Origin of the sequence: Vibrio nigripulchritudo (assembly GCF_027924785.1) — a bacterium.
Lineage (GTDB): Bacteria > Pseudomonadota > Gammaproteobacteria > Enterobacterales > Vibrionaceae > Vibrio > Vibrio nigripulchritudo.
In genome coordinates, this window is the sequence record NZ_AP027049.1 from 3828100 (window position 1) to 3849490 (window position 21391).

Annotated in this window: 18 protein-coding genes; 3 read left to right on the top strand and 15 right to left on the bottom strand. The window is 47.8% G+C overall.

The window, feature by feature from the left end; all coding sequences use genetic code 11:
- Positions 1-21 precede the first annotated feature (21 nt).
- The 6 genes from QMG91_RS17450 to fdhD all read right to left on the bottom strand — a co-directional run bounded on the left by QMG91_RS17450 (position 22) and on the right by fdhD (position 9488).
- The gene (locus tag QMG91_RS17450) at positions 22-1347 is read right to left on the bottom strand and encodes a glycosyltransferase (protein ID WP_281827932.1); all 1326 of its coding nucleotides are present in this window, start codon (positions 1345-1347) and stop codon (positions 22-24) included.
- A 363-nt stretch (positions 1348-1710) separates the two neighbouring features.
- Complete coding sequence (gene recG, locus QMG91_RS17455; RefSeq protein ID WP_281827934.1) at positions 1711-3801, bottom strand: ATP-dependent DNA helicase RecG; 2091 nt, start codon at positions 3799-3801, stop codon at positions 1711-1713.
- Positions 3802-3929: 128 nt separating this feature from the next.
- Positions 3930-5237 carry a two-component system sensor histidine kinase EnvZ gene (gene envZ, locus QMG91_RS17460; RefSeq protein WP_281827936.1) on the bottom strand — a complete coding sequence of 436 codons (1308 nt, stop codon included), beginning with the start codon at positions 5235-5237 and terminating at the stop codon, positions 3930-3932.
- A 123-nt stretch (positions 5238-5360) separates the two neighbouring features.
- Positions 5361-6080, bottom strand: coding sequence for an osmolarity response regulator transcription factor OmpR (gene ompR, locus QMG91_RS17465; RefSeq protein WP_004405153.1), 720 nt, complete (start codon positions 6078-6080; stop codon positions 5361-5363).
- Positions 6081-6279: 199 nt separating this feature from the next.
- Positions 6280-8565, bottom strand: coding sequence for an FdhF/YdeP family oxidoreductase (locus QMG91_RS17470; protein WP_281827940.1), 2286 nt, complete (start codon positions 8563-8565; stop codon positions 6280-6282).
- Between the two features lie 38 nt (positions 8566-8603).
- Positions 8604-9488 carry a formate dehydrogenase accessory sulfurtransferase FdhD gene (fdhD, locus tag QMG91_RS17475; protein ID WP_281827943.1) on the bottom strand — a complete coding sequence of 295 codons (885 nt, stop codon included), beginning with the start codon at positions 9486-9488 and terminating at the stop codon, positions 8604-8606.
- A 220-nt stretch (positions 9489-9708) separates the two neighbouring features.
- On the opposite strand from fdhD, the gene greB reads away from it, so the two are divergent.
- Complete coding sequence (greB, locus tag QMG91_RS17480; protein ID WP_004405156.1) at positions 9709-10188, top strand: transcription elongation factor GreB; 480 nt, start codon at positions 9709-9711, stop codon at positions 10186-10188.
- Between the two features lie 57 nt (positions 10189-10245).
- On the top strand, positions 10246-12570 hold the full coding sequence (locus QMG91_RS17485; RefSeq protein ID WP_281827945.1) for a Tex family protein: 2325 nt from the start codon (positions 10246-10248) through the stop codon (positions 12568-12570).
- A 73-nt stretch (positions 12571-12643) separates the two neighbouring features.
- Here QMG91_RS17485 and QMG91_RS17490 read toward each other — a convergent pair whose 3' ends face one another.
- Genes QMG91_RS17490 through QMG91_RS17505 form a run of 4 tightly spaced genes read right to left on the bottom strand, consistent with a single transcriptional unit; the run spans position 12644 to position 16587 of the window.
- Positions 12644-14410 carry a polysaccharide deacetylase family protein gene (locus tag QMG91_RS17490; RefSeq protein WP_281827947.1) on the bottom strand — a complete coding sequence of 589 codons (1767 nt, stop codon included), beginning with the start codon at positions 14408-14410 and terminating at the stop codon, positions 12644-12646.
- Entirely contained in the window at positions 14410-15141 is a 732-nt protein-coding gene (locus tag QMG91_RS17495) for a 3-deoxy-D-manno-octulosonic acid kinase (RefSeq protein ID WP_281827949.1), read from the bottom strand. Before QMG91_RS17495 ends, QMG91_RS17490 begins: the two co-directional genes overlap by 1 nt.
- A gap of 51 nt (positions 15142-15192) precedes the next feature.
- Positions 15193-16047, bottom strand: coding sequence for a 4-hydroxybenzoate octaprenyltransferase (ubiA, locus tag QMG91_RS17500; protein WP_281827951.1), 855 nt, complete (start codon positions 16045-16047; stop codon positions 15193-15195).
- Positions 16048-16587 (bottom strand): chorismate lyase, encoded by a 540-nt coding sequence (locus QMG91_RS17505; protein ID WP_022552077.1) that lies wholly within the window; start codon positions 16585-16587, stop codon positions 16048-16050.
- A gap of 131 nt (positions 16588-16718) precedes the next feature.
- On the opposite strand from QMG91_RS17505, the gene QMG91_RS17510 reads away from it, so the two are divergent.
- Complete coding sequence (locus QMG91_RS17510; RefSeq protein ID WP_022552078.1) at positions 16719-17129, top strand: flagellar basal body-associated protein FliL; 411 nt, start codon at positions 16719-16721, stop codon at positions 17127-17129.
- A 64-nt stretch (positions 17130-17193) separates the two neighbouring features.
- On the opposite strand, the gene glpG is transcribed toward QMG91_RS17510, so the two are convergent.
- The 5 genes from glpG to ftsE form a co-directional block, all read right to left on the bottom strand.
- On the bottom strand, positions 17194-18030 hold the full coding sequence (glpG, locus tag QMG91_RS17515) for a rhomboid family intramembrane serine protease GlpG (RefSeq protein ID WP_281827953.1): 837 nt from the start codon (positions 18028-18030) through the stop codon (positions 17194-17196).
- A gap of 8 nt (positions 18031-18038) precedes the next feature.
- On the bottom strand, positions 18039-18359 hold the full coding sequence (gene glpE, locus QMG91_RS17520; protein WP_281827955.1) for a thiosulfate sulfurtransferase GlpE: 321 nt from the start codon (positions 18357-18359) through the stop codon (positions 18039-18041).
- Between the two features lie 387 nt (positions 18360-18746).
- A complete protein-coding gene (rpoH, locus tag QMG91_RS17525) occupies positions 18747-19604 on the bottom strand; it encodes an RNA polymerase sigma factor RpoH (RefSeq protein ID WP_004405181.1) in 858 nt (285 codons plus the stop codon).
- 173 nt (positions 19605-19777) lie between these two features.
- On the bottom strand, positions 19778-20710 hold the full coding sequence (ftsX, locus tag QMG91_RS17530) for a permease-like cell division protein FtsX (RefSeq protein ID WP_281827958.1): 933 nt from the start codon (positions 20708-20710) through the stop codon (positions 19778-19780).
- Positions 20700-21374, bottom strand: a complete 675-nt coding sequence (gene ftsE / locus QMG91_RS17535; RefSeq protein WP_004405186.1) for a cell division ATP-binding protein FtsE — start codon at positions 21372-21374, stop codon at positions 20700-20702. The genes ftsX and ftsE overlap by 11 nt, the downstream gene beginning before the upstream one ends.
- Between the last annotated feature and the right edge of the window lie 17 nt (positions 21375-21391).

Here is a 21391-nt window from a genome sequence, read left to right on the forward strand (position 1 = left end):
GAAATATCTGAATACCGGTATTTAATTATTCGCTTTAAGCCTTCGCTCTAGCAGTGCTCTTTTATTAATTTTTCTTTTTATCGCAGGATTTACTGAATTAGATTCTGGTTGAGATCTCTTTTCTGATAACTCAGGTGGCGACACATATCCACTTTTTTCAGATACCAAAGTTTCAACCAGACGATTGATTGCTGAAAACGGCTGCTCCTGATTGATATGGTGGGCCACCTCTATACATCGCTCATTCAACAAGCCAGAACTAAGTTCATCGATAGATTGTCGAAGCGTTTCTGTATTCCAGTCAGATTGTGGCAGGAATCGGCCGACTCCCAATGATTTAACCCTTCTGGCGTTATCAGGTCCGTCAGTCATATGAGCCATGACAAGCTGGGGGACACCTGAAGCCAGGCACTGAGCGGTACTGCCAATTCCGCCATGGTGAACAACTAAAGAGCAATGTGGAAACACCTTATCAAAAGGCAATCTTCTGGCTCTCAAAACCTTCGAAGACAAAGTATTAGGGAGCAAGTGGTCGTGCTCTGTCACGACGATAACCGCTCGGTCAAATTGCTCACAGGCCTCTATCGCGATTCGATAAAAATCTTTTGAAATCAGCTGGCTAGTTCCACCCGTAATTAATATAGGGTTAGGGTATTGAGACAGAAAGTGGGCAATGTTGTCCGGCATCCCATCGGATTCGTCAGGTTGAGATAACGGAAAACCTATGGCTTCAGGTGTTAACTGCCCCGAGATTTCAGAATTCCACTCTGAAAGGTGACTCCATAGCGCCAGACTGTGAGGTGCTGAGCACTGGTAATCCAGCCATGTGGACTGGGTGCTAAGACCAAGTTCACTTCTTAACTCATTGATTTCACGATCTGTTAACGCTTTAAAGCTTTGATTGATGAGCGTCATGTAGCTTAAATTGCTTGGGGCAAGATATACGTTGATGTAAGGAATCTTGTGCACCTCAGACAGGTGCATGGCAGCAATACTGGAGCGGCAGCGCCCAATGATCACGGTATCAGGCTCACCAGCCCATTTAGCCATAATATTGAATTCTTTAAGGCGACGCTCTGGGCTTAAATATTGATTCCGAAAAGCTTCGAATTGTTGTGGCTGGGTGAAGGGTTCAAGGAAATCTGGTAAAGCCACTTGCAACTGTTGGTATTCCTGCTCACTTTCCAAGGCAGTAAAATTCAGCCCAGCTTCGTCAGCCCAATCCTTATAACCATAATGACTGAAAACACGAACTTGATGTCCCTGCTTTTTTAAATACACGCCCATTCGAATAAAAGGAAGTATATCTCCTCCCACCCAATGGCTAACCAGTAATATATTCGCCATTTAATGTTCCAAGCCCATTTATAAACACCAAAACTAATAACAACACTATTAGTTTGATTTATTTTTTACTGCGAAAAATATCACCAATAAAATTAGGGTTACATTAAGTTTGGATGAAAGTTAGACACACTTAACAATTATAAATTACTGTTCCAATGGTTTATCTATCTTGAGATTTATATTCTAGACAAAAGAAAAAAGCCGATATAAATCCGAAAAAGAAAAGCTTTACATCAATATATAGGAATAAAAATAAATGTAATTACCATTTATTTGACTTAGATTATTTTTTATTGACTAATTAAATAACAAAAAGGCAGCCATGATGCTGACTGCCTATTTTGATAAAAATAGTAATGACTATTACGCGTTTGAATAAAACTCTCTGTCGCCCAACCAACGGTCTATGATAGCTTGAGCATTGTTTGGATATTGCTCGTGCAGGTGTCTGGCAATACGCTGAACTTCTGGGATCATTTTTTGGTCTCGCACCAAGTCGGCAATCTTAAAGTCTGCCAATCCGGTTTGTTTTGTTCCAAGCAGTTCACCCGGTCCACGAATTTCCAAATCGCGCTGTGCAATGACAAATCCATCGTTACTTTCTCGAAGCACACCCAAGCGCTTCTGGGCTGTTTTTGAAAGCGGTGAGTGATAAAGCAGTACACAATGGCTGGCAACCGACCCTCGCCCAACTCGTCCTCGTAACTGGTGAAGTTGTGCCAAGCCTAGCCTTTCCGGGTTCTCGATGATCATCAAGCTGGAGTTGGGAACATCCACTCCTACTTCGATGACTGTTGTTGCCACCAGCAAATGAAGTTCATTGCTTTTGAACTGCGCCATAATGGCTTGTTTTTCAGCGGGCTTCATTCTGCCGTGCACCAACCCGACTTTAAGTTCAGGCAGTTGAAGCTTCAGCTCTTCGGCGGTATCCGCGGCAGCTTGCGCTTCTAACACTTCGGATTCATTAATCAGGGTACACACCCAGTAGGCTTGCTTGCCGTCAAGACAGGCACTGCGGACTCGGTCAATCACATCTTTACGTCTGGTATCTGGGATCGCGACAGTTTGAATGGGGGTTCGCCCTGGCGGTAGCTCATCAATAACCGAGGTTTCCAAATCGGCGTATGCCGTCATGGCTAGGGTTCTTGGGATTGGGGTGGCGGTCATGATCAACTGATGTGGATAATAGCCTTGTTTGGTGCCTTTCTCCCTCAGCTCCAAACGCTGGTGTACCCCGAAGCGATGTTGCTCATCAATGATCACCAGTGACAGGTTTTTGAACTCCACATGTTCCTGAAACAGTGCATGCGTACCTACCACCATTTGTGCTTCGCCGCTGGCAATAGAAGCCAGTTCTTTCTCTTTGGCTTTGCCTTTTAACTTGCCAGCCAGCCAACCCACCATAATGGGCTCGCCGTTTAACTTTATTTGTTCAAACCAGTTGGCAAAGTTGATGGCGTGTTGCTCTGCGAGTAACTCGGTTGGGGCCATCAAAGCGACCTGCTGCCCGTGCTCCAGAGCTCGAACCGCCGCAAGCGCAGCAACCAGAGTTTTACCGGAACCCACGTCCCCTTGCACCAATCGCATCATTGGGTGAGGCTTCTCTAAATCTTGCTCGATTTCCTTCACCACGCGCTGCTGTGCCCCCGTTGGGCTAAATGGCAATAGATCCAGCAATTGATTTTTGAGCCCATCCACATTTGGCAAAGGCAACGCGGCATCCAGTTGAGTTTTGCTCCGAACCGCCAGCATGGACAGGTTTTGCGCCAGTAGTTCTTCTAAAATCAGACGCTTTTGAGCGGGGTGTTCACCTAAGTCAAAAGCTTCTAAATCAATCGAAGGAGAAGGTCGATGGATAATATGCAGCGCTTGCCCCATAGTCATCTGATTGTTGTACAGACCGGAAGGAAGCAGCTCAGTGACAGCGGCCTTATCCAGCAATTCCAGAGCCTGATCAGTCAGGTTACGTAGCGTGATCTGACGAAGCCCTTCCGTCGTCGGGTAAACTGGCGTTAACGTGGGTTCGGTTTCGGCTTTTTGATCCGCCGCGTGGAATTTGTATTCGGGGTGAATGATCTCCAACCCGTTAGCGCCACGCTTTATCTCACCGTAAGCGTGTACCAACTTACCGTTAGAAAAATTGTTCTTCATCCCTGCGGTGAAATTGAAGAAACGCAGAGTAACGGTGCCATTGCCATCGCTAATTTTAACTACCAGCATTTTTCGACGACCAAATATGGTGTCTACTCCCATGACTTTCCCCTGCACCGCCGCCCATAGCCCAGGGTGAACTTTCGCCATGGGATAGACTCGGGTACGGTCTTCATAACGGGAAGGCAGATGAAACAAAAGATCCTGCACATTGTGCAGCCCAACTTTGGCAAGCTTTTCTGCTACTTTCGCACCCACGCCGGAAAGCTCAGTCAGTGGAATGGCAGATAACAGTTGGGACATAGGAATGCTCTCTTGCTCAGAAAAGTAAACGTGGATTCAGAGAGTTAGTTTGACTTGCTATCGCAAGATCTTCAAGGGGGCAGAAAACAACAGAGCCTCGATTTTCGAGGCTCTGTCTGCTGCGTTGTTTATTTCGCGGTCGGGAAACTGATCTGGACTTTTAACCCGCCTTCGCTGCGATTGTTGACCACCACCGAGCCATGATGCTGACTCATGATGCGTTTCACTATCGCAAGCCCCAGCCCGGTGCCTTCACTTCCTCGGGCGGTATCACCTCGGGTAAAGGGTTCAAACAGTTTGGCAATCTGGTCTTTTTCGATACCGGGACCATTATCTTCCACACAGACCCACGCCAACTTGTTATCTGCAGTCATGCCGGAGCTGACCTTAACCCAGCCGTCTCCATAGCGAATGGCGTTGACCACCAAGTTACTGATCGCACGTTTGATGGCGATGGGGCTGCCGAGCACAGGTTTGCTGTCTTCAAAGAAGTCGGTTTCGACCTGAATTTCGTAGCCGCCTTCTGAGCTTGCTACTTCTTTTGCTATGTCATTCAAGTGAATTGAGGTAAACGACTCTTTGTTAACCGGCTTCAGGTAATCCATAAACTGGCTGATGATCTCGTTACATTCTTCCGTGTCACTGATGATGCCTTCGGCAAGGTAAGCATCTTCCGGGGACATCATCTCTGTTGCCAGACGGATTCGGGTGAGCGGAGTACGCAGGTCATGACTGATGCCCGCCATCAGCAACGCCCTATCGCCTTCTAGTTCCTGAATACCACGGGACATCTGATTAAAGGCTTTCGCTACTGCTTTTATCTCCGTCGCTCCACGTTCTGGAACAGGTGGTGGGATCTCTCCACGCCCTACGCTCTTCGCGGCACGCTCTAATGCCATCAGAGGGCGGTTTTGCAAACGTATGAACAGCCAGCCACCGGCGATAATCAGTAACGCACCAATCAGGCTATTACGGAAAAACGGAGCAAAGTCTTCTTCCTGCAATTCAGAAAGAGGAATACGAATAAGAAACCCGGGAAGCGATTCAATTTTTACCCAAAGAACATAGCTTTCGTCTGACAGAATCAGGCGAACGTGACTTTCCCGATCCAATGCAGTCGTCATTTCCTGACTCATAAGTTCGATTTCAGTCGCGCGGTCATACTCTTCCACAATGGCTTCGTCCAGAGTATGCATGGTGACGCCAAGCTGCTCTAACAGCTTTCTACGCTGAGGTGCATCGAGTGTCACTCCGGATTCAAGCTCTACACTTTCATCCAGCATCAGGTTCATTTCGTAGGCAAGAATACGGTTGAACTGTTGCAGGCTGGGCAAAAGCGCGTAGTTGTAGACAGCAAAATAAGAGAACACCTGACTGGCGATCAGCAAAGTAAGAAAAAGAAAAATACTTTGGGTGCGGGAGCTGCGTAATCGCATGGAAGGCTCCTTGGGATGTTTGTTGTGATTAGGGTCTGAAGACCTATTGTGATGAAAAAAGTTAGGGAGTAAGTTCGTCACGTTTGTGCGTCTTTACTCCCTATCTTAACGGTTTAGTCAGGATTACATCTCTTTGCCGTCTGGCACAAATACGTAACCTAGTCCCCAGACCGTCTGAATATAGCGTGGGCGGCTTGGGTCTTCTTCCAGCATACGTCTCAAACGAGAAATCTGAACGTCGATGGAACGTTCCATTGCTGAGTATTCACGTCCACGAGCCATGTTCATTAGCTTGTCACGAGACATCGGCTCACGGGCATTGGTTACCAGTGCTTTTAACACGGCAAATTCACCGGAAGTCAGAGGCATAGGCTCTTCACCGCGGAACATTTCACGCGTGCCAAGGTTAAGCACAAAATCACCAAACTCGATCACTTTGTCTTCTGCACTTGGCGCACCTGGTGCTTCAATGGTCTGACGACGCAATACCGCACGAATACGGGCAAGCAATTCACGAGGGTTAAACGGCTTTGGCAGGTAATCATCGGCGCCCACTTCCAAACCAACGATACGATCGATTTCATCGCCTTTTGCCGTCAGCATCAGAATAGGCAGCATGTTGTTGGCATTACGCAAGCGGCGGCAGATAGACAAGCCATCTTCGCCTGGTAGCATCAAATCCAACACCATCAGATGAAAGTTTTCACGTGTTAGCAGACGATCCATCTGTTCGCTGTTGGCAACACTACGCACCTGAAAACCTTGTTCAGATAAGTAGCGCTCTAACAATGAACGTAAACGAGCATCGTCATCTACCACTAGTATTTTGTAGTTCTCTTGCATAGATCTTACTTCCGCTAACAACTTTTAACATCGCCATAAAGGTAGCATTGACTGAGCGTTTTTCACTCGATCAATTGTTACACTTTATTTCCTCGCTTCATATATGAAACATCTGTAGGTGGACGAGTATATACTTTATCTCATACGGACAGCGAGAGAATATTGTCAGAGAAATCTTCTTTATCAGAGAATTATGCTTCTATATCACAGAAGATGATTCTATTTTTTCAATTGTCACAGGAATGGATTTCGAAATAGGAGTAAAACTCAGCTCCCCATGACTGTCTAACGCCACTAGAGGATTGGTTTCTGGGAAATACGCAGCCAGATTGCCTGCCGGAATATCGTAAGGCACCAGCTTAAACTCGCTGACTTTTCGCTCAACATCATCCCCCCAACAAGCCGCAATAGTTACCCGATCGCCCTCTTCCAGCCCGAGCAGTTTGATATCTGAAGAATTAATAAACAACACTTTACGCTCACCGGTAACGCCTCGATATCGGTCATTAAACCCGTAGATGGTGGTGTTGTACTGGTCATGCGATCTCATGGTTTGTAACACAAAAACGGGAGCACTGTTTTTCCTCGGCTTCGCCCACTTGATAATAGAGTCAGGCAATTCGTGAGAATGAAATGTCGCTCTATTGCTCTCCGTCATCCAGATCCGCTCTGCCGCTCGGTTACCAAGATAAAACCCGCCAGGCTCTTTGATGCGCTGATTAAAATCATCAAACCCGGGAATGGTGCGCTCGATTAAGTCTCGGATTCGGTCATAGTCTTCGACTAACGAAAGCCAGTCGACCGGACTTTTCCCCAGAACTGCATTAGCCATACCAGCCACAATGACAGGTTCAGAGCGCATGTTGGCAGTATCACTTTCGACTACCCCACCTGACGCATGAACCATGCTGAACGAATCTTCAACCGTCACCTTTTGTGCCCCGTTTTTTTGCAGATCGATGTCGGTGCGCCCCAAACAAGGCAATAGCAGAGAGGCTTTTCCGGGAGTCACGTGAGTGCGATTCAGCTTGGTTGCGATATTCACCGTTAATTCGCAGGACGCCAGAGCTTTGAGGGTTCGCTCGGTATCCGGCGTCGCCGCAGCAAAGTTTCCGCCTAAAGCGATGAAGACTTTGCTTTCTCCATTTTCCATCGCTTGAATCGCTTGCACTGTGTTGTGCCCTGCTTTTCTGGGTGGATTAAACCCAAACTGCGCTTCAAGAGAATCCAACAAAGCGGCAGGGGCTTTTTCATCAATCCCCATGGTTCGGTCACCTTGTACATTACTGTGACCACGCACCGGGCAAAGACCGGAGCCCTTCTTGCCAATTTGCCCACACAGCAACTGAAGATTAGCCATCTCCTGAATGGTTTTCACCGAGTGATGGTGCTGGGTAATGCCCATCGCCCAGGTCAGAATCACATTTTCACTTTGCTGATAAATTCGCGCTGCCAGCTCTATCTCATTTTGTTTAAGCCCGGATTGTTCGGTGATTTTGTCCCACGGTGTAGCTCGCACAGTATCGAGGTAAGTATCTAAACCAAGCGTGTGATCCTTTATGAATTCCGCATCAAACACCGACGACGGTGCTCTCTCTTCCATCGCCAGCAAAGCTTTGACCATTCCGCGCACCACAGCCATATCGCCACCCAGCTTTGGCGTAAAGTAATGGTGAGTCAGCTGAGTACCACCGCCAGTCAGCATTTCATCCATCGCTTGTGGGTTAGTAAACTTTTGCAGCCCTCGCTCTTTCAACGTATTAAAAGTCACGATGTTTGCCCCTCGCAAAGAAGCACTCCTTAACGTGTCCAGCATTCGAGGGTGATTGGTCCCCGGGTTTTGCCCAAATACAAAAATGGCGTCCGCGTGTTCAAAGTCATTCAAGGTGACAGTACCCTTTCCCACACCGATCGACTGTTTTAGCGCTACACCACTGGCTTCATGACACATATTGGAACAGTCTGGAAAATTGTTGGTGCCATAGACGCGCACAAACAACTGATACAGGAATGCCGCTTCGTTACTGGCTCTGCCAGAGGTATAGAACTCTGCCTGATTGGGATCAGGCAAGGCTTTTAAGTGCCTGGCGATGAGTTCAAACGCCTCTCCCCACCTGATTGGCTGATAGTGGTCGGATTGTGCGTTATAAACCATGGGCTCGGAAAGTCGCCCCTGATCTTCCAAAAAATAGTCGCTCTGCTTGGCAAGCCATGAGACTGGGTAAGTTGCAAAGAAATCGGCTCGCACACGTCGGCTGGTCGCTTCCCAGTTCACGGCTTTCGCACCATTTTCACAGAACTTAAAGCGGCGATTTTCTTCTAACTCGCCCCAAGCACAACCGGGGCAATCAAAACCATCGTGCTGGTTGGTGCTGAGTAAGTTACGAATATTGCGAATGACGCTTTCACTTTTCATTAAGTGCTGAGTCGTGCTCATTAAAGCACCCCAGCCGCCCGCATTACCTTTGTATTTTTTAACTGTCATGACTGACTCCGATATCCGTATCAGATATGTCTCATTTTCTACATACTTTCCGACAAACGATGCTCACCGCAATAGACGTTAAAAGACGCTTGCTGACAAAACCCAATCAATGTCACCCCAAAGCGATGCGCCATTTGCACTGCAATGTGAGTAGGAGCGCCGACGGAAACCACAACGGGGATTCCTGCTACTACGATCTTTTGCATCATCTCGATGCTAATGCGCCCACTGAGCGCCACCATTTGACCTTGAGCTTCAAGCTTACGGTTACGAGCCCTCAGCCCCACCAATTTATCCAGCGCATTGTGTCGACCCACATCTTCAGCTATCGCCAGAAACTCTCCATGCTCATCAAACAATGCGCATCCGTGTGATGCCCCTGTTTGAGCAAACAGTGCCTGATGGGATTTCAATATCTCGGGCAACTTAGTGACGACTTGGGAATGCAACCAGCCAGACTCCCCTTGCAGGGCAGGAACCCCACGAGTTTCCAGCCAACGGATTGAAGATTTCCCGCAGATCCCGCAGCTTGAATAGGAAGGTGCGCGCGTCAGGTCATCAAAGTCCACAACGACCTTGTCTGATATCTCTACCGCACACTGATTCCTGCCATCCGAGTCTTCGTTCAGATTGATGCTTCGAATGTCCGCAGCGCTCGTTACTACCCCTTCTGCCAGCAGTAATCCAGTCACCATTTCTACGTCTTGTCCCGGTGTTCTCATGGTCGACATCCAGAGTTTTTCGTTGATGGTATCTTCTGATTTCTGGCGCAACCAGATTGCCAACGGTTCCTCAACGACTAAGGTATCTGTCTGAGGAGTAGCGTGACCGCGGCTGATTTTGAGTCGATTGATGCTTCTGACTGATTCGGAACTTTGCTCTCTCACTTGAACGACGGAACCTGTTGCTCTAATTTTTGTCATTGCTGGCTCATTTTCTATTCCATACATAAAATGAAACAGCAAATGACGTGCTACGCCACATCAGAGCATAAAAAATGGGCACTTGATGTCGAAATCGCGACATTCCGTGGCTGAAATTAAATCCCATGTCAAAATTACTCAAATCCCATAAGTTGATGCATTCCATTTGAACCGACTTGTGGTACAACAGACCCTAACTTCGGATACCGCTCAAAGCTGGATGAAAACAAACTTAATTACCCGCGAAGGCTACAACCGCCTGAAAGAAGAATTGGATTTTCTGTGGAAAGAAGATCGCCCGGAAGTCACCAAGAAAGTGACGTGGGCAGCCAGCCTTGGCGACCGCTCAGAAAACGCCGATTACCAGTACAACAAAAAACGTTTACGCGAAATTGACCGCCGGGTTCGCTACCTGCGCAAAAGACTGGAACAGGTCAAAGTAGTGGATTACGCCCCTCAGCAAGAAGGCAAAGTCTTCTTTGGTGCCTGGGTGGAAGTCGAAAACGAAGCTGGCGACGTTAAACGCTTTCGCATTGTCGGCCCTGATGAAATTTACGGTGGAGTGAAAGATTACATCTCCATCGACTCGCCCATGGCGCGAGCCCTACTAAAAAAAGAAGTGGACGACGAATGCGTGGTCCGCACTCCTGAAGGTGAAAAAGAATGGTTTATCAATGCCATTCAGTACGACCAGAGCTAAGCTTCTAGACGTATCGACCTTTCCTACATTCTAAAGAATAACTAAGAGTACACACGGATGAGCCAAGCTATCTGTCAAACCATTGCTCAAGAACTCAGTGTTCGTACCGAGCAAGTCCTTGCCGCTGTTACCCTGATCGACGATGGCAACACGGTTCCATTTATCGCCCGTTACCGTAAAGAGGTGACGGGTGGATTAGATGACACTCAATTGCGTAACCTCGACGCACGCCTTTCTTATCTGAGAGAAATGGATGAGCGCCGCCAGACCATTCTGAAATCGATTCAAGAGCAAGGCAAACTTACCTCCGAACTTGAAGCAGAAATCAACGGCGCTGACAGCAAGACTCGTCTTGAAGACTTGTACCTGCCCTACAAACCCAAACGTCGCACTAAAGGGCAAATCGCCATTGAAGCTGGTTTAGAGCCACTCGCGGACACCCTTTGGCAACAGCCTGAACACGATCCGGAAAGCGAAGCCAGTAAATATTTCAATACTGAAAAAGGCATTGAAGACACCAAAGCCGCTTTGGATGGTGCTCGCGCAATCATCATGGAACGCATTGCAGAAGATGCGAATTTGCTAGAAAAGGTACGTGTGTACCTGAATAAACACGCCGAGTTGAGCGCGCGCGTTATCGAGGGCAAAGAGCGTGAAGGTGAGAAATTCAAAGATTACTTCGAGCACGATGAAGCGATCAGCAAAGCACCGTCACACCGCGCTCTGGCTATGCTTCGCGGTCGTAACGAAGGTTTCTTGCAACTGGCAATGAATGCCGACCCACAACAGGAAGAAGGTCAGCGCGGCTCTTACTGCGAATCCATCATTGCCGAGCATTACGGTATCCACCTTAGCCAAGCTCCTGCCGATAGCTGGCGTAAGCAAGTGATCAGCTGGGCATGGCGCATTAAAATTTCCATGCACATGGAAACCGAGTTGATGGCAGCGCTAAAGGAGCGCGCAGAAATCGAAGCCATTGAAGTATTCGCCACCAACTTAAAAGACCTGTTGATGGCGGCGCCAGCAGGACCTCGCGCCACTTTGGGTCTTGATCCTGGCCTGCGTACAGGTTCAAAAATTGCGGTGGTGGACTCCACGGGTAAAGTACTGGCGACAGACACTATCTACCCTCATCCACCTCAAAAGCAATACGACAAATCTGCACACGTGGTAGAGCAATTGGTTCGCCAGTTCAGTGTTGACCTGATTGCCATTGGTAACGGAACCGCTTCACGTGAAACCGACGCCTTTGTGGCAGACGTTATCAAACGCGGCAACTTAAAAGTGCAGAAGATCATCGTCAGCGAAGCGGGTGCTTCGGTGTACTCCGCATCCGAATTAGCAGCGAAAGAATTCCCGAACATGGATGTGTCGCTGCGTGGTGCAGTGTCGATTGCCCGTCGTCTGCAAGATCCACTGGCAGAGCTGGTGAAAATCGATCCGAAATCCATTGGTGTCGGTCAGTATCAGCACGACGTCAGCCAAAGCCTGCTAGCAAAACGTCTGGATGCAGTAGTGGAAGACTGTGTTAACGCCGTAGGCGTGGATGTAAACACCGCTTCTCCGGCGCTGCTTACTCGCGTTGCAGGGCTATCCAGCACGCTGGCACAAAACATTGTCGACTTCCGTGATGAGAATGGCCGCTTTGAAAGCCGCACAACTTTGAAGAAAGTCGCGCGCCTTGGTCCTAAGGCGTTCGAGCAATGTGCTGGTTTCCTTCGCATCATGGATGGAAAAAACCCGCTAGACGCGTCTTCGGTTCACCCTGAAGCCTACCCGGTAGTGAAATCCATCGCGGAAAAGAATCAGAAAGACGTCAAAGGTATGATTGGTGACAGTGGTTTCCTAAAAGCGCTGAAAGCCGTTGATTACACTGACGACACGTTCGGTTTACCGACCGTTACGGACATCATCAAAGAGCTCGACAAGCCAGGGCGCGACCCTCGTCCTGAGTTCAAAACCGCGACGTTTGCGGACGGCATCAATGCAGTCTCGGATCTAGAGCCGGGCATGGTGCTGGAGGGTGTCGTCTCTAACGTGGCAAACTTCGGCGCCTTTGTGGACATCGGTGTCCACCAAGATGGTCTGGTACACATATCTGCACTGACCGATCGTTACGTGTCTGACCCTCGCGAAGTGGTGAAAGCTGGCGACATCGTCAAAGTGAAGGTGATGGAAGTGGACGTTCAGCGCAAACGCATCGGGCTTTCAATGAGGCTGAATGACGAGCCGGGACAAGACAACCGCAGTTCTCGACCTTCTGGTCAGCGCCAGGACAGAAGCAATCAGCGCAACCGTAACCAAGGGCAACGCAACGAGCCTCAAAACGGTGCAATGGGTGGTGCATTCGCGGCTGCCTTTGCTAATGCGAAGAAGCGTTAATCTCCTCCCAAGTTGAAAATAGAAAGGCGCTGAACTCAGCGCCTTCTTTATATTCCGCGAGTAACCGTTCAGGTTACTTAGCTTTTCGGAACGTATAGTTACCTTTGATTTTTCGCCACAACCCAAACACGTCCGTTCTCGGGAAAATCGCAATTCGCCTAATTTGATAAGGGTCCTGATGGAGTGCATGTGGACCCGAATTGGTCGCGACACTGAAGTCATAACCCAATTCTTTGCTAATGCATTTTGTGTCTTCGTTATGGTCACCATACGGGTAAGCAAACGACGTCAGAGACTTACCCAGTAGCGCTTCCAGCTCTTCTTTGTTGGCTTTGATTTCATGCCTCTGCTGCGCTTCATCCAGTTGGCTGAGCTTCGGATGCGTCAATGTATGTCCACCCACTTCAACCAAACCAGAATCCGACATCTCTTTTAGCTGCTCACGAGACATCAACTCCACTTTACGATCCGGTGTCTCTACCCCTTCTACATCCCAGCGGTTGTAGGTTTCGCCCGTCACCGCATAAAGCACCGCTTTGAAGTTGTACTTTCTCAGCAAGGGTAACAATAACTCATGGTTGTCTTTGAACCCATCATCCACGGTGATCATAATGAACCGCTTACCCGGAGACAGCCTGTGAATGAAGCCCTTGTCTTTCAGATCTTCAAAGGTGACGGTTTCAAAACCCATCTTCTTAATCAGCTGGAAATGCTTTTCAAGCATGTCGATGTGCATGAACGTACCGTTGATGCCTTTTTCCGAGTCGTCCCGAATAAAGCGGTGGTACATGATGATCGGCATCTCTTTTTGCAGCTTGGTGACCGTGACATCCTGATAAATACCTTCAAGCTGCTCAACGATAGAATCCAGCTCGTAGTTCTCTCGAATGGTGCGCGATACATTCTCGTCGCAATGAGGTTGACTCACTGCCTGTTCAACCAGCGCCGGAACTTGAGTGAAGTCGATATCGAGATCTTTCGGTCCAATGTCGCCAAAGTTGGTCGACATCGCTGTCTTGATGTTCTCCTGATTCACCAAGCCGACTAAACTGGCTTCCCCAACCGCCAAGGTTGGTCGACCACAAAGCAAAGACTCCATGGCAACTCGCCCAGCGCCAATAACCAAGTCAGATTGCGCCAACATGGAAACCACATCATCGGTATAACCGGTAAATTCAACCGTATCGGCAAAAGGTTGGAACCGTTCTGTCACCTCGCTTCCAGTCACCACTTTCACATGGTACTTGTCGGTGTCCAGACACTCTTTTAGCAACTGATAACACAAGTCGCCTTTCGGACCGCTCAAGCGACCGATAATCGTGATAACAGGCTTGGTATTCTGAGGGGCTGGCACCCATTGAAATTCCGAGGTATTGATGCCGTTTCGGCTGACTTCCAACTGCGCTTCAGGCACCTCAAGCTCGTCAATAAGCTGCTTTTGAATCGCTTCACACACCGGAAGCGCTTTGTCGCCCATGGCGTGGAATCTTTTGCGCGAAGCATGAACGGGCTGGCGACCATGAACGGTGGTCACCATTGGGGTGTTGGTAAGCTTGCAAGCAATATGACAGCTCCAGCTTGATGCTCGGGAATGTGCGTGCACCAATTGAATTCTGTGTTTTTTGATCAGATAGATAAGGTAGCCAACGTGCCAGAAACGACGAAATATGCTTCGTTTGTTGAAGCGAAGCTTAAAGAACTCCCCTTTGTGCGGCTTAGTCAGAGTATCGGATACGTATTTTACGTTGTGACCCAGCTCTGTGAGTTTATCGCCGACTGTTGTGGCGTAGACTTCCGCACCTGTGACTTCAAGCTGAGACAGCGCCATTAGGATATTCATTATTTGTTTTCCATTGCAGCATTCGAAGCGGTTAACTGGTAGCCCGCTACCAGGTCATGCCAATCTGATTGTTCCCAAAGAATGGAACGTTTTTTCTTTTCTTTTTCAAAGGATCGCAACAGGCGCGCGAGATTGCTTTCTTGCCAACCCGTCCCTGACTGAGTAGCACATTTATCAAAATCGATCAGCCAGACATCGCTCTTCGCATCAATCAGGATGTTGTGAATATTCAGGTCGGTATGGTTCACGCCTGCGTCGTGCATCTTTCTGATTTCTTGCCCAATGCGACGATAAACATCCGAACTCAGCGGCTGTTCGACCAATAACGCCACCAGATCTTTAGCGTCTTTGACTTTCTCAGTCAGGATATCTGCTCGGTAGAGAAATCCCTTTTTCGTTGCCTGCGCGGCAATGGGTTTGGGCACGCGAACACCAGCTTGGCTTAATTCGTCCAGCACCTTTAATTCCTGGTAGCAGCGCGTGTTTTCCCAACCAGAGAACCAGTAATCGTCCCGTACTAACTTGCCGAACAAGCCACCGCGATAGTAGTGCCTTAGCGCCGCCTCTCGACCTTCAAGATCTAAAAACAAGGTGGTTCCTCGCCCTTTGGCACTGCCGATCACCTTACCCGAGGTTTTCCAATATTCAGAATCAAATAAATGATGCTCCGGTTCTACCAGAGCATCATCAAACCAAATAATCTGATTGTCGGAACGAAAGGATTTGAGCATGGTTGTCTACTGAATGTTTAAGTAAGTGGACAGTGTAGCGAATTCAAACGATTAGAAGTAATAAATCGCCAACCCAATGGTGATAGCCATCCCAACATAGTTGTTGTTGAGAAAGGCTTGAAAGCACGCATCACGCTCTCGATGCCGCATTAAGTGTTGCTGATACACAAACAATGCACCTGTCGCCAATACTCCCCAATAGTAGCCGCTGCCAAGCTGTAGCCACATACCCAGAGCAATCAAAAGACCGACGGAAATCAGTTGAAGAATACCAATAATCAGTTTGTCGAAACGTCCAAACAGAATCGCCGTAGATTTAATGCCGATTTTCAGGTCATCGTCGCGATCCACCATGGCGTACTGGGTGTCATAAGCCACCGTCCAGAGCGCATTGATAAGGAAGACCAGCCACACTTGCGGCGGTAATTCACCAGACTGCGCCGCCCACGCCATGGGTATTGCCCAGCTGAAAGCAAGCCCTAAAAAGAGTTGTGGTAAGTGGGTAAAGCGCTTCATAAAGGGGTAAATAAACGCGAGTACGATGCCCACAAATGAAAGCTGAATGGTCAAGCTGTTCATGGTCAAAACCAGAACGAAAGAAACCAACCCTAGCACAGCGAAAAGTGCCAGTGCTTCTTTCGCACTCACTAGCCCGGAAGGCAAAGGTCTGTTTTGCGTGCGTTTCACATGACCATCAAAATTGCGGTCCGCATAATCATTGATTACACAACCCGCAGAACGCATCAGAAAGACGCCTGCGATGAACACCAATAATACGTCCCAGCGAGGAAAGCCTTCGGCGGCAAGAAACAGCGCCCAAAGTGTCGGCCAAAGTAACAACAGAGAGCCAATCGGGCGATCCAGTCGCATCAGTTGGCAATATGCCTGAGCCTTCGCCTTTAGCATTTACACCTTCTCCTTGGTATAGATTGGTGCATCGGGTAAAAACAGTTCCGCCACCAGCATAGGTTTATGATTCATCCAAAGCGTCGATCGCCTTGCCATCAGTTCTCCATTAGGCAGTTTTGCCCAACCAAGCTCCAAACCATCACGATGCACGTTTTCAGCACTGAAAACCGTAAGCCCTAATGGGATGGTACCCTGACGCGCGAGATCAGATTGCTGCCCTTCCAATGAAGAGGTTGGAATTAATGTACGCCCAATGACCCATGGCGTGCTGTCGCCAGACAAAACGACTTCACGTAATAGGCACGATTCCGCAGGCAAACGCTGAAGCTCGTCCCCCGTTAAATGGTCAGTGTCTATTGTGCTGTTATTTAACAAATCAACATCAAGTTTATTGCAACGTTCGGCGAGCAAACGCGACAGCGATCCCGACTCCAACAACCACTGTTTTGAGTGTTCATCACGAAAAGAAAAGTGCTCGGGTTTCTGCCAGGTAACTGATTTCAGTGCGGTTAAGTACAACGATTTCAACTCATCCATACCATTATTCTATTTGACGCATTACAATAAAGCGTGATGCTGGAAAAATTTCTTTTATTTTGGTCACTGTTGACCCAGTATTGTAACAGACTATCGATCCCCAAGTTACCCATAAAAAGAAAAGACCCATTATGATTCGAAATCTTATAAAGCCATTTATCTTAGCTTTTGCACTGCTCTTTTCGGTTGCGGGAGCTGCTGAAGAAGAAAAGACCGGACCGCAATTTGCGTACTACACATTGCAACCGGACTTGACGACTAACTTCCACACCAATGGTAAGAAGCTTGGATATCTACAAGTTCGTATAGATATTATGGTGCCTGATGCGACCTTTGTCCCGTTGCTTGAGCAACATACTCCTCTGATTCGAGATGCAGTTATTGAATTGCTTGGAAAACAAGGGGAAGATACAGTGAAGTCTTTGTCGGGTAGAGAAGAGCTGCGCAAACAACTGATGGCGCACTTGAATGAAATATTGCTTCCCGAGACAGGTAAAACCGTGGTGTCAGATCTGCTGTTCACCAAATATCTATATCAGTAAGAAAGACCATTCAGAAAGTTAGATGAGAAGAGGCGTGAAAGCGCCTCTTTTTTATTCGCGATTTTTACTTCAATACACGTTTAGTGTGCGCGTCAATCAGACCCAAAATACAGCCCGTCACTAAACCCATAACATGTGCCGTGTTGGCGATTGCCATAAAAGGCTGGGCAAATCCGAAAATAAGCCAAACCAACATAAAACCAACTATTGGTTTAGCGATCGTAACCCCAAGATGTGGCGCTTTCCAGCTGAGCATCCAAATGTATCCCAGCAGGGCATACACCACTCCGGACAAACCGCCAAAATTAGGGCCAGCAACAATAAACTGCCCAAGACCAGAAACCGCTGCGGATACTAAAAAGATTTGAATGACTTTGCCGCTGCCCAGCTTTCGCTCGATATCACCACCAAGCTGCCACCACCAAAGAACATTAAACACGATATGTAAAACAGAGAAATGCAGAATGGCATGAGTAAACCAACGCCAGATTTCAAATGCTTGCTGAGAAGATGCCGGGAAATGAAAGAGTTCTAAAAGTGCTCGTTCAAAACCAATAATTTGAGCAAAGAATATGACCCCGCAAACCACCATCCCAATCAAAGTAACTGGACCGGCTTTTGCGGCAATCATGGAACCGACAGAGGGAGAATGGTAGCGAAACTGGCGCTTTCGACTTTCCGCCACTTTCCAGGAAGCTTCTGAATATTTGGGGTCGCCAGGGTCACGAATAAAGGCAGTAAATTCAGCTTTGGCTTCTTCTGCGTCCTGATCATGCAGCAGCCACAAGGCAAAGCGCCCTTCGCCCTCTGGCATCATCTCAACCAAGATATCTCTTGATGCCATATAATCAATATAGGCTTGACCCAGTCTAGGGTTGTCTACTTCCGCCAGTCTTATCACTTATTGTCCTATGCCGTCTCAACAGAGAATCCGCTTCTCTGCCAAGCTTCAAAACCACCATCGACGCTATACACTTCCTCAAACCCCTGATTCACCATGTATTGCGCTGCACCCTGGCTACTCACACCGTGGTAGCACATCACCAAAACAGGCTGCTCAAACTCATGCTCGTTCATAAAAGACACAATCGTATCGTTAGTCAGGTGAAATGCGCTCGGTGCATGTGCCAGAGCAAACGACTGAGGGTCACGAATGTCCACCATCACCGCTTCGCCATTTTCTAATTTCTGTTGTGCTTGTAAGACATCAATATGCTTAAACTGCTCCATTGGATTCCTTATTATGTGACGTTCTTTGAGTAAACTTTTTTATGACCTCAAGTGTAACGTATCCAAAGGCAAAGTTAGACTTGGAAGTAATAAGGTTATCCACGGCTGTGTAATTTTGCACCATTTGTGGAAAACTCTGTGGATTGCGTTGATAAAGTGTTTTTTGGATCTTAGATCCACAATATGTAGTGATGATCTTTGTTTTTCTGTGTGTAAGAGTAAACATATCCCCATAGGACAAAAGGGTCTTCACACCAATATACACCCGTATTTCTCACTTATACCGAAAGTTATTTTCACAGAGTTATCCACAAGCCAGCCTTATTTGAAAGATCAAAAAAGCCGGGTCCTTTCGGATCCCGGCTTTCTAAAAATTTAAGTGCTAAATCAGAACTCGCCTACTGCCAGCTTCAGCTTCTTCATCGCGTTCTTTTCGAGCTGACGAATTCGCTCTGCGGAGACACTGTAAGTATCTGCCAATTCCTGAAGCGTCGCTTTCTGATCATCTAACCAACGAGAACGCACAATGTGCTGGCTGCGTTCATCCAATGTTGCCAATGCATGGCTAAGACGGTTGTTGGTGTGCGTTTCCCAGTTGGATGCTTCTACGTTTTCAGCAACGTCAGAATGCTTGTCTTCGAGGTAAAGCACTGGCGCTGAGTAAGCTGCCGCAGAATCATCGTCTTCGGTCGGCATTTCGAACGTAGCATCTTGTGCGGCAAGACGAGATTCCATCTCACGCACCTCTGAAGGCTCTACACCCAGCTCACGAGCCACGGTTTCTACTTCACCGTTATTAAACCAGCCAAGACGTTTCTTGTTCTTACGCAGGTTAAAGAAAAGCTTACGTTGCGCTTTAGTGGTCGCAATCTTAACGATACGCCAGTTACGCAGTACGTATTCATGAATTTCGGCTTTGATCCAGTGAACAGCAAAAGACACCAGACGAACCCCAACTTCAGGGTTAAAGCGTTTCACCGCTTTCATCAATCCGATGTTGCCTTCCTGAACCAAGTCAGCCATTGGAAGACCGTAGCCAGAGTAACCTCTCGCTACGTGAACAACAAATCGAAGGTGAGATAGAATCAGCCCTTTCGCCGCGTCAATTTCGCCTTTGTAGTGTAATCGTTCGGCCAGTTCACGCTCCTCTTCAGCGGTCAGCATTGGGTAGCTGTTCACTGAACGGATATAGCTGTCTAGGCTATCTTGTGTAACTAGAGCCATCGGATACGCTTGCTTAGTCATTCAATTCCTCATTTGTCTCTGAATTTAGAGCAATGGTTAATTTAAACTTGCCTTCTTGAACTCAAAATGAACAAATCCAAGAGGGGGAAAGTTATTATCCATAGTTAAACGTCACTGGCAAGTCAGAGATCTTGTCTGCAACGCCATTCGCCACAATATATGACTTAAATTTGTTACACAGGTTCAATTTCTCTCAAGTGACGTTGAGCGGAAAGCTTTGCAGCCACTAAACCGAGTGCCGTTCCTATCATCAGTAAGATGACGGTTTCATCCCAGTTCAACCCGATCAATCGGAACTGGCTATCGTATAGCACAGCGAGGTCTTCCACCGCACCATTCAAAACAATAGTAATGATCGCGGTTAAAATCCACGCAGCAATCGCGCTGATACCACCAAACCACATACCAGTATACAGATAGGGTCTTAATATAAAGCTATCGGTAGCGCCGATGAGCTTCATGACCTGAATTTCTTCTTTGTGCGCCAGCACGTTGAATCTTAATGTGTTACCCACAATCAAAAAGACCGCAGCCAACATCAATACGCCAAGCGCTGCTGCCAGAATCAATGCCAGATTGCGGATTGCACCCAATCTTTCTAACCAGTCTTCGTCCATTCGGACGTCCGTCACTTCCGAGTAATTTTGAAGCTTGATGGAAAGCTGAGATAACTCAGACTGGTCAGTTACGTTTGGAGTAATAACCAACACCGCAGGGAGCGCGTAATCGTCCAGCAATGACAAAGCCTGTTCCAGACCCGCATGCTGGCTCATGTCTTCCAGCCCCTGTTGAGAAGACACGTATTCCACCGCTTTTATTTCAGTGAAACCTTCTAACTCGTCTTTCAGCACCATGATACGGGCTTCAGGGGTCTGTTCGATCAAAAAGGCGTTAATTTGGGAGGAGGTATTCATACCCTGCGCCGCAACGCTGAGGTTTTTTCCGACCAGATACAAACTTGCTGGCAAGGTTAACGCCATTGCAATGACGGCGAAGGTCAGCATGTTGCCAAGTGGTCTCTTCAGCAATTCGACTAAAGATGCTTTGGCCTGTTTGAAGTGCAGCTTTAGAAAACCATCAGTTTTTGGTCGATTATTAGCGCCCATAGGAATCTACCTCACTCAAAAAGCCTTGATTCAGCTCCAGACGGCGGTACTGAGGACGCGTATTCATCAAATCGACGTCGTGAGTGGCAAACAATATGGATACACCCGCGCGATTGAATTCATCAAACAAACTCACGACTTTGTTCGATAAGGTCTGATCAAGGTTACCTGTAGGTTCATCCGCAAGCAGCAAAGTTGGGCGGTTTACCACGGCGCGGGCAATACCAACGCGTTGCTGTTCACCACCAGATAGTTGATTAGGCAGGCAACGTGCTTTGTCGAGCAATCCGGTTTTATCCAGCGCGGCTGACACACGACGCTTGATTTCATTTTCAGAAACCGACTCTATACGCATCGGGAGTGCAACATTGTCGTAAACGGTTCGATCCATCAGCAGGCAATGGTCCTGAAACACGATACCGATATTGCGGCGTAAAAACGGGATATCGTTGTTTTTTATACGAGTAATATCATGCCCGTTGAAGCTTATCTTGCCGTCGGTAGGGCGTTCTATCGCACAAATGAGTTTGAGCAGGGTACTCTTCCCTGCTCCTGAATGCCCACCAAGAAAGGCCATTTCTCCGCGGCGCAGGTGGAAATCCACCTTCTGCAGAGCTTGTCTGCCACCACGATATGCTTTACTGACTTGCTGAAACCTGATCACGCGTGCTGATTCCTATC

Bases quoted from the DNA above. Each gene is read 5' to 3' on its own strand.
- QMG91_RS17450 (WP_281827932.1), bottom strand. From the start codon at position 1,347: ATGGCGAATATATTACTGGTTAGCCATTGGGTGGGAGGAGATATACTT.
- recG (WP_281827934.1), bottom strand. From the start codon at position 3,801: ATGTCCCAACTGTTATCTGCCATTCCACTGACTGAGCTTTCCGGCGTG.
- envZ (WP_281827936.1), bottom strand. From the start codon at position 5,237: ATGCGATTACGCAGCTCCCGCACCCAAAGTATTTTTCTTTTTCTTACT.
- ompR (WP_004405153.1), bottom strand. From the start codon at position 6,080: ATGCAAGAGAACTACAAAATACTAGTGGTAGATGACGATGCTCGTTTA.
- QMG91_RS17470 (WP_281827940.1), bottom strand. From the start codon at position 8,565: ATGACAGTTAAAAAATACAAAGGTAATGCGGGCGGCTGGGGTGCTTTA.
- fdhD (WP_281827943.1), bottom strand. From the start codon at position 9,488: ATGACAAAAATTAGAGCAACAGGTTCCGTCGTTCAAGTGAGAGAGCAA.
- greB (WP_004405156.1), top strand. From the start codon at position 9,709: ATGAAAACAAACTTAATTACCCGCGAAGGCTACAACCGCCTGAAAGAA.
- QMG91_RS17485 (WP_281827945.1), top strand. From the start codon at position 10,246: ATGAGCCAAGCTATCTGTCAAACCATTGCTCAAGAACTCAGTGTTCGT.
- QMG91_RS17490 (WP_281827947.1), bottom strand. From the start codon at position 14,410: ATGAATATCCTAATGGCGCTGTCTCAGCTTGAAGTCACAGGTGCGGAA.
- QMG91_RS17495 (WP_281827949.1), bottom strand. From the start codon at position 15,141: ATGCTCAAATCCTTTCGTTCCGACAATCAGATTATTTGGTTTGATGAT.
- ubiA (WP_281827951.1), bottom strand. From the start codon at position 16,047: ATGCTAAAGGCGAAGGCTCAGGCATATTGCCAACTGATGCGACTGGAT.
- QMG91_RS17505 (WP_022552077.1), bottom strand. From the start codon at position 16,587: ATGGATGAGTTGAAATCGTTGTACTTAACCGCACTGAAATCAGTTACC.
- QMG91_RS17510 (WP_022552078.1), top strand. From the start codon at position 16,719: ATGATTCGAAATCTTATAAAGCCATTTATCTTAGCTTTTGCACTGCTC.
- glpE (WP_281827955.1), bottom strand. From the start codon at position 18,359: ATGGAGCAGTTTAAGCATATTGATGTCTTACAAGCACAACAGAAATTA.
- rpoH (WP_004405181.1), bottom strand. From the start codon at position 19,604: ATGACTAAGCAAGCGTATCCGATGGCTCTAGTTACACAAGATAGCCTA.
- ftsX (WP_281827958.1), bottom strand. From the start codon at position 20,710: ATGGGCGCTAATAATCGACCAAAAACTGATGGTTTTCTAAAGCTGCAC.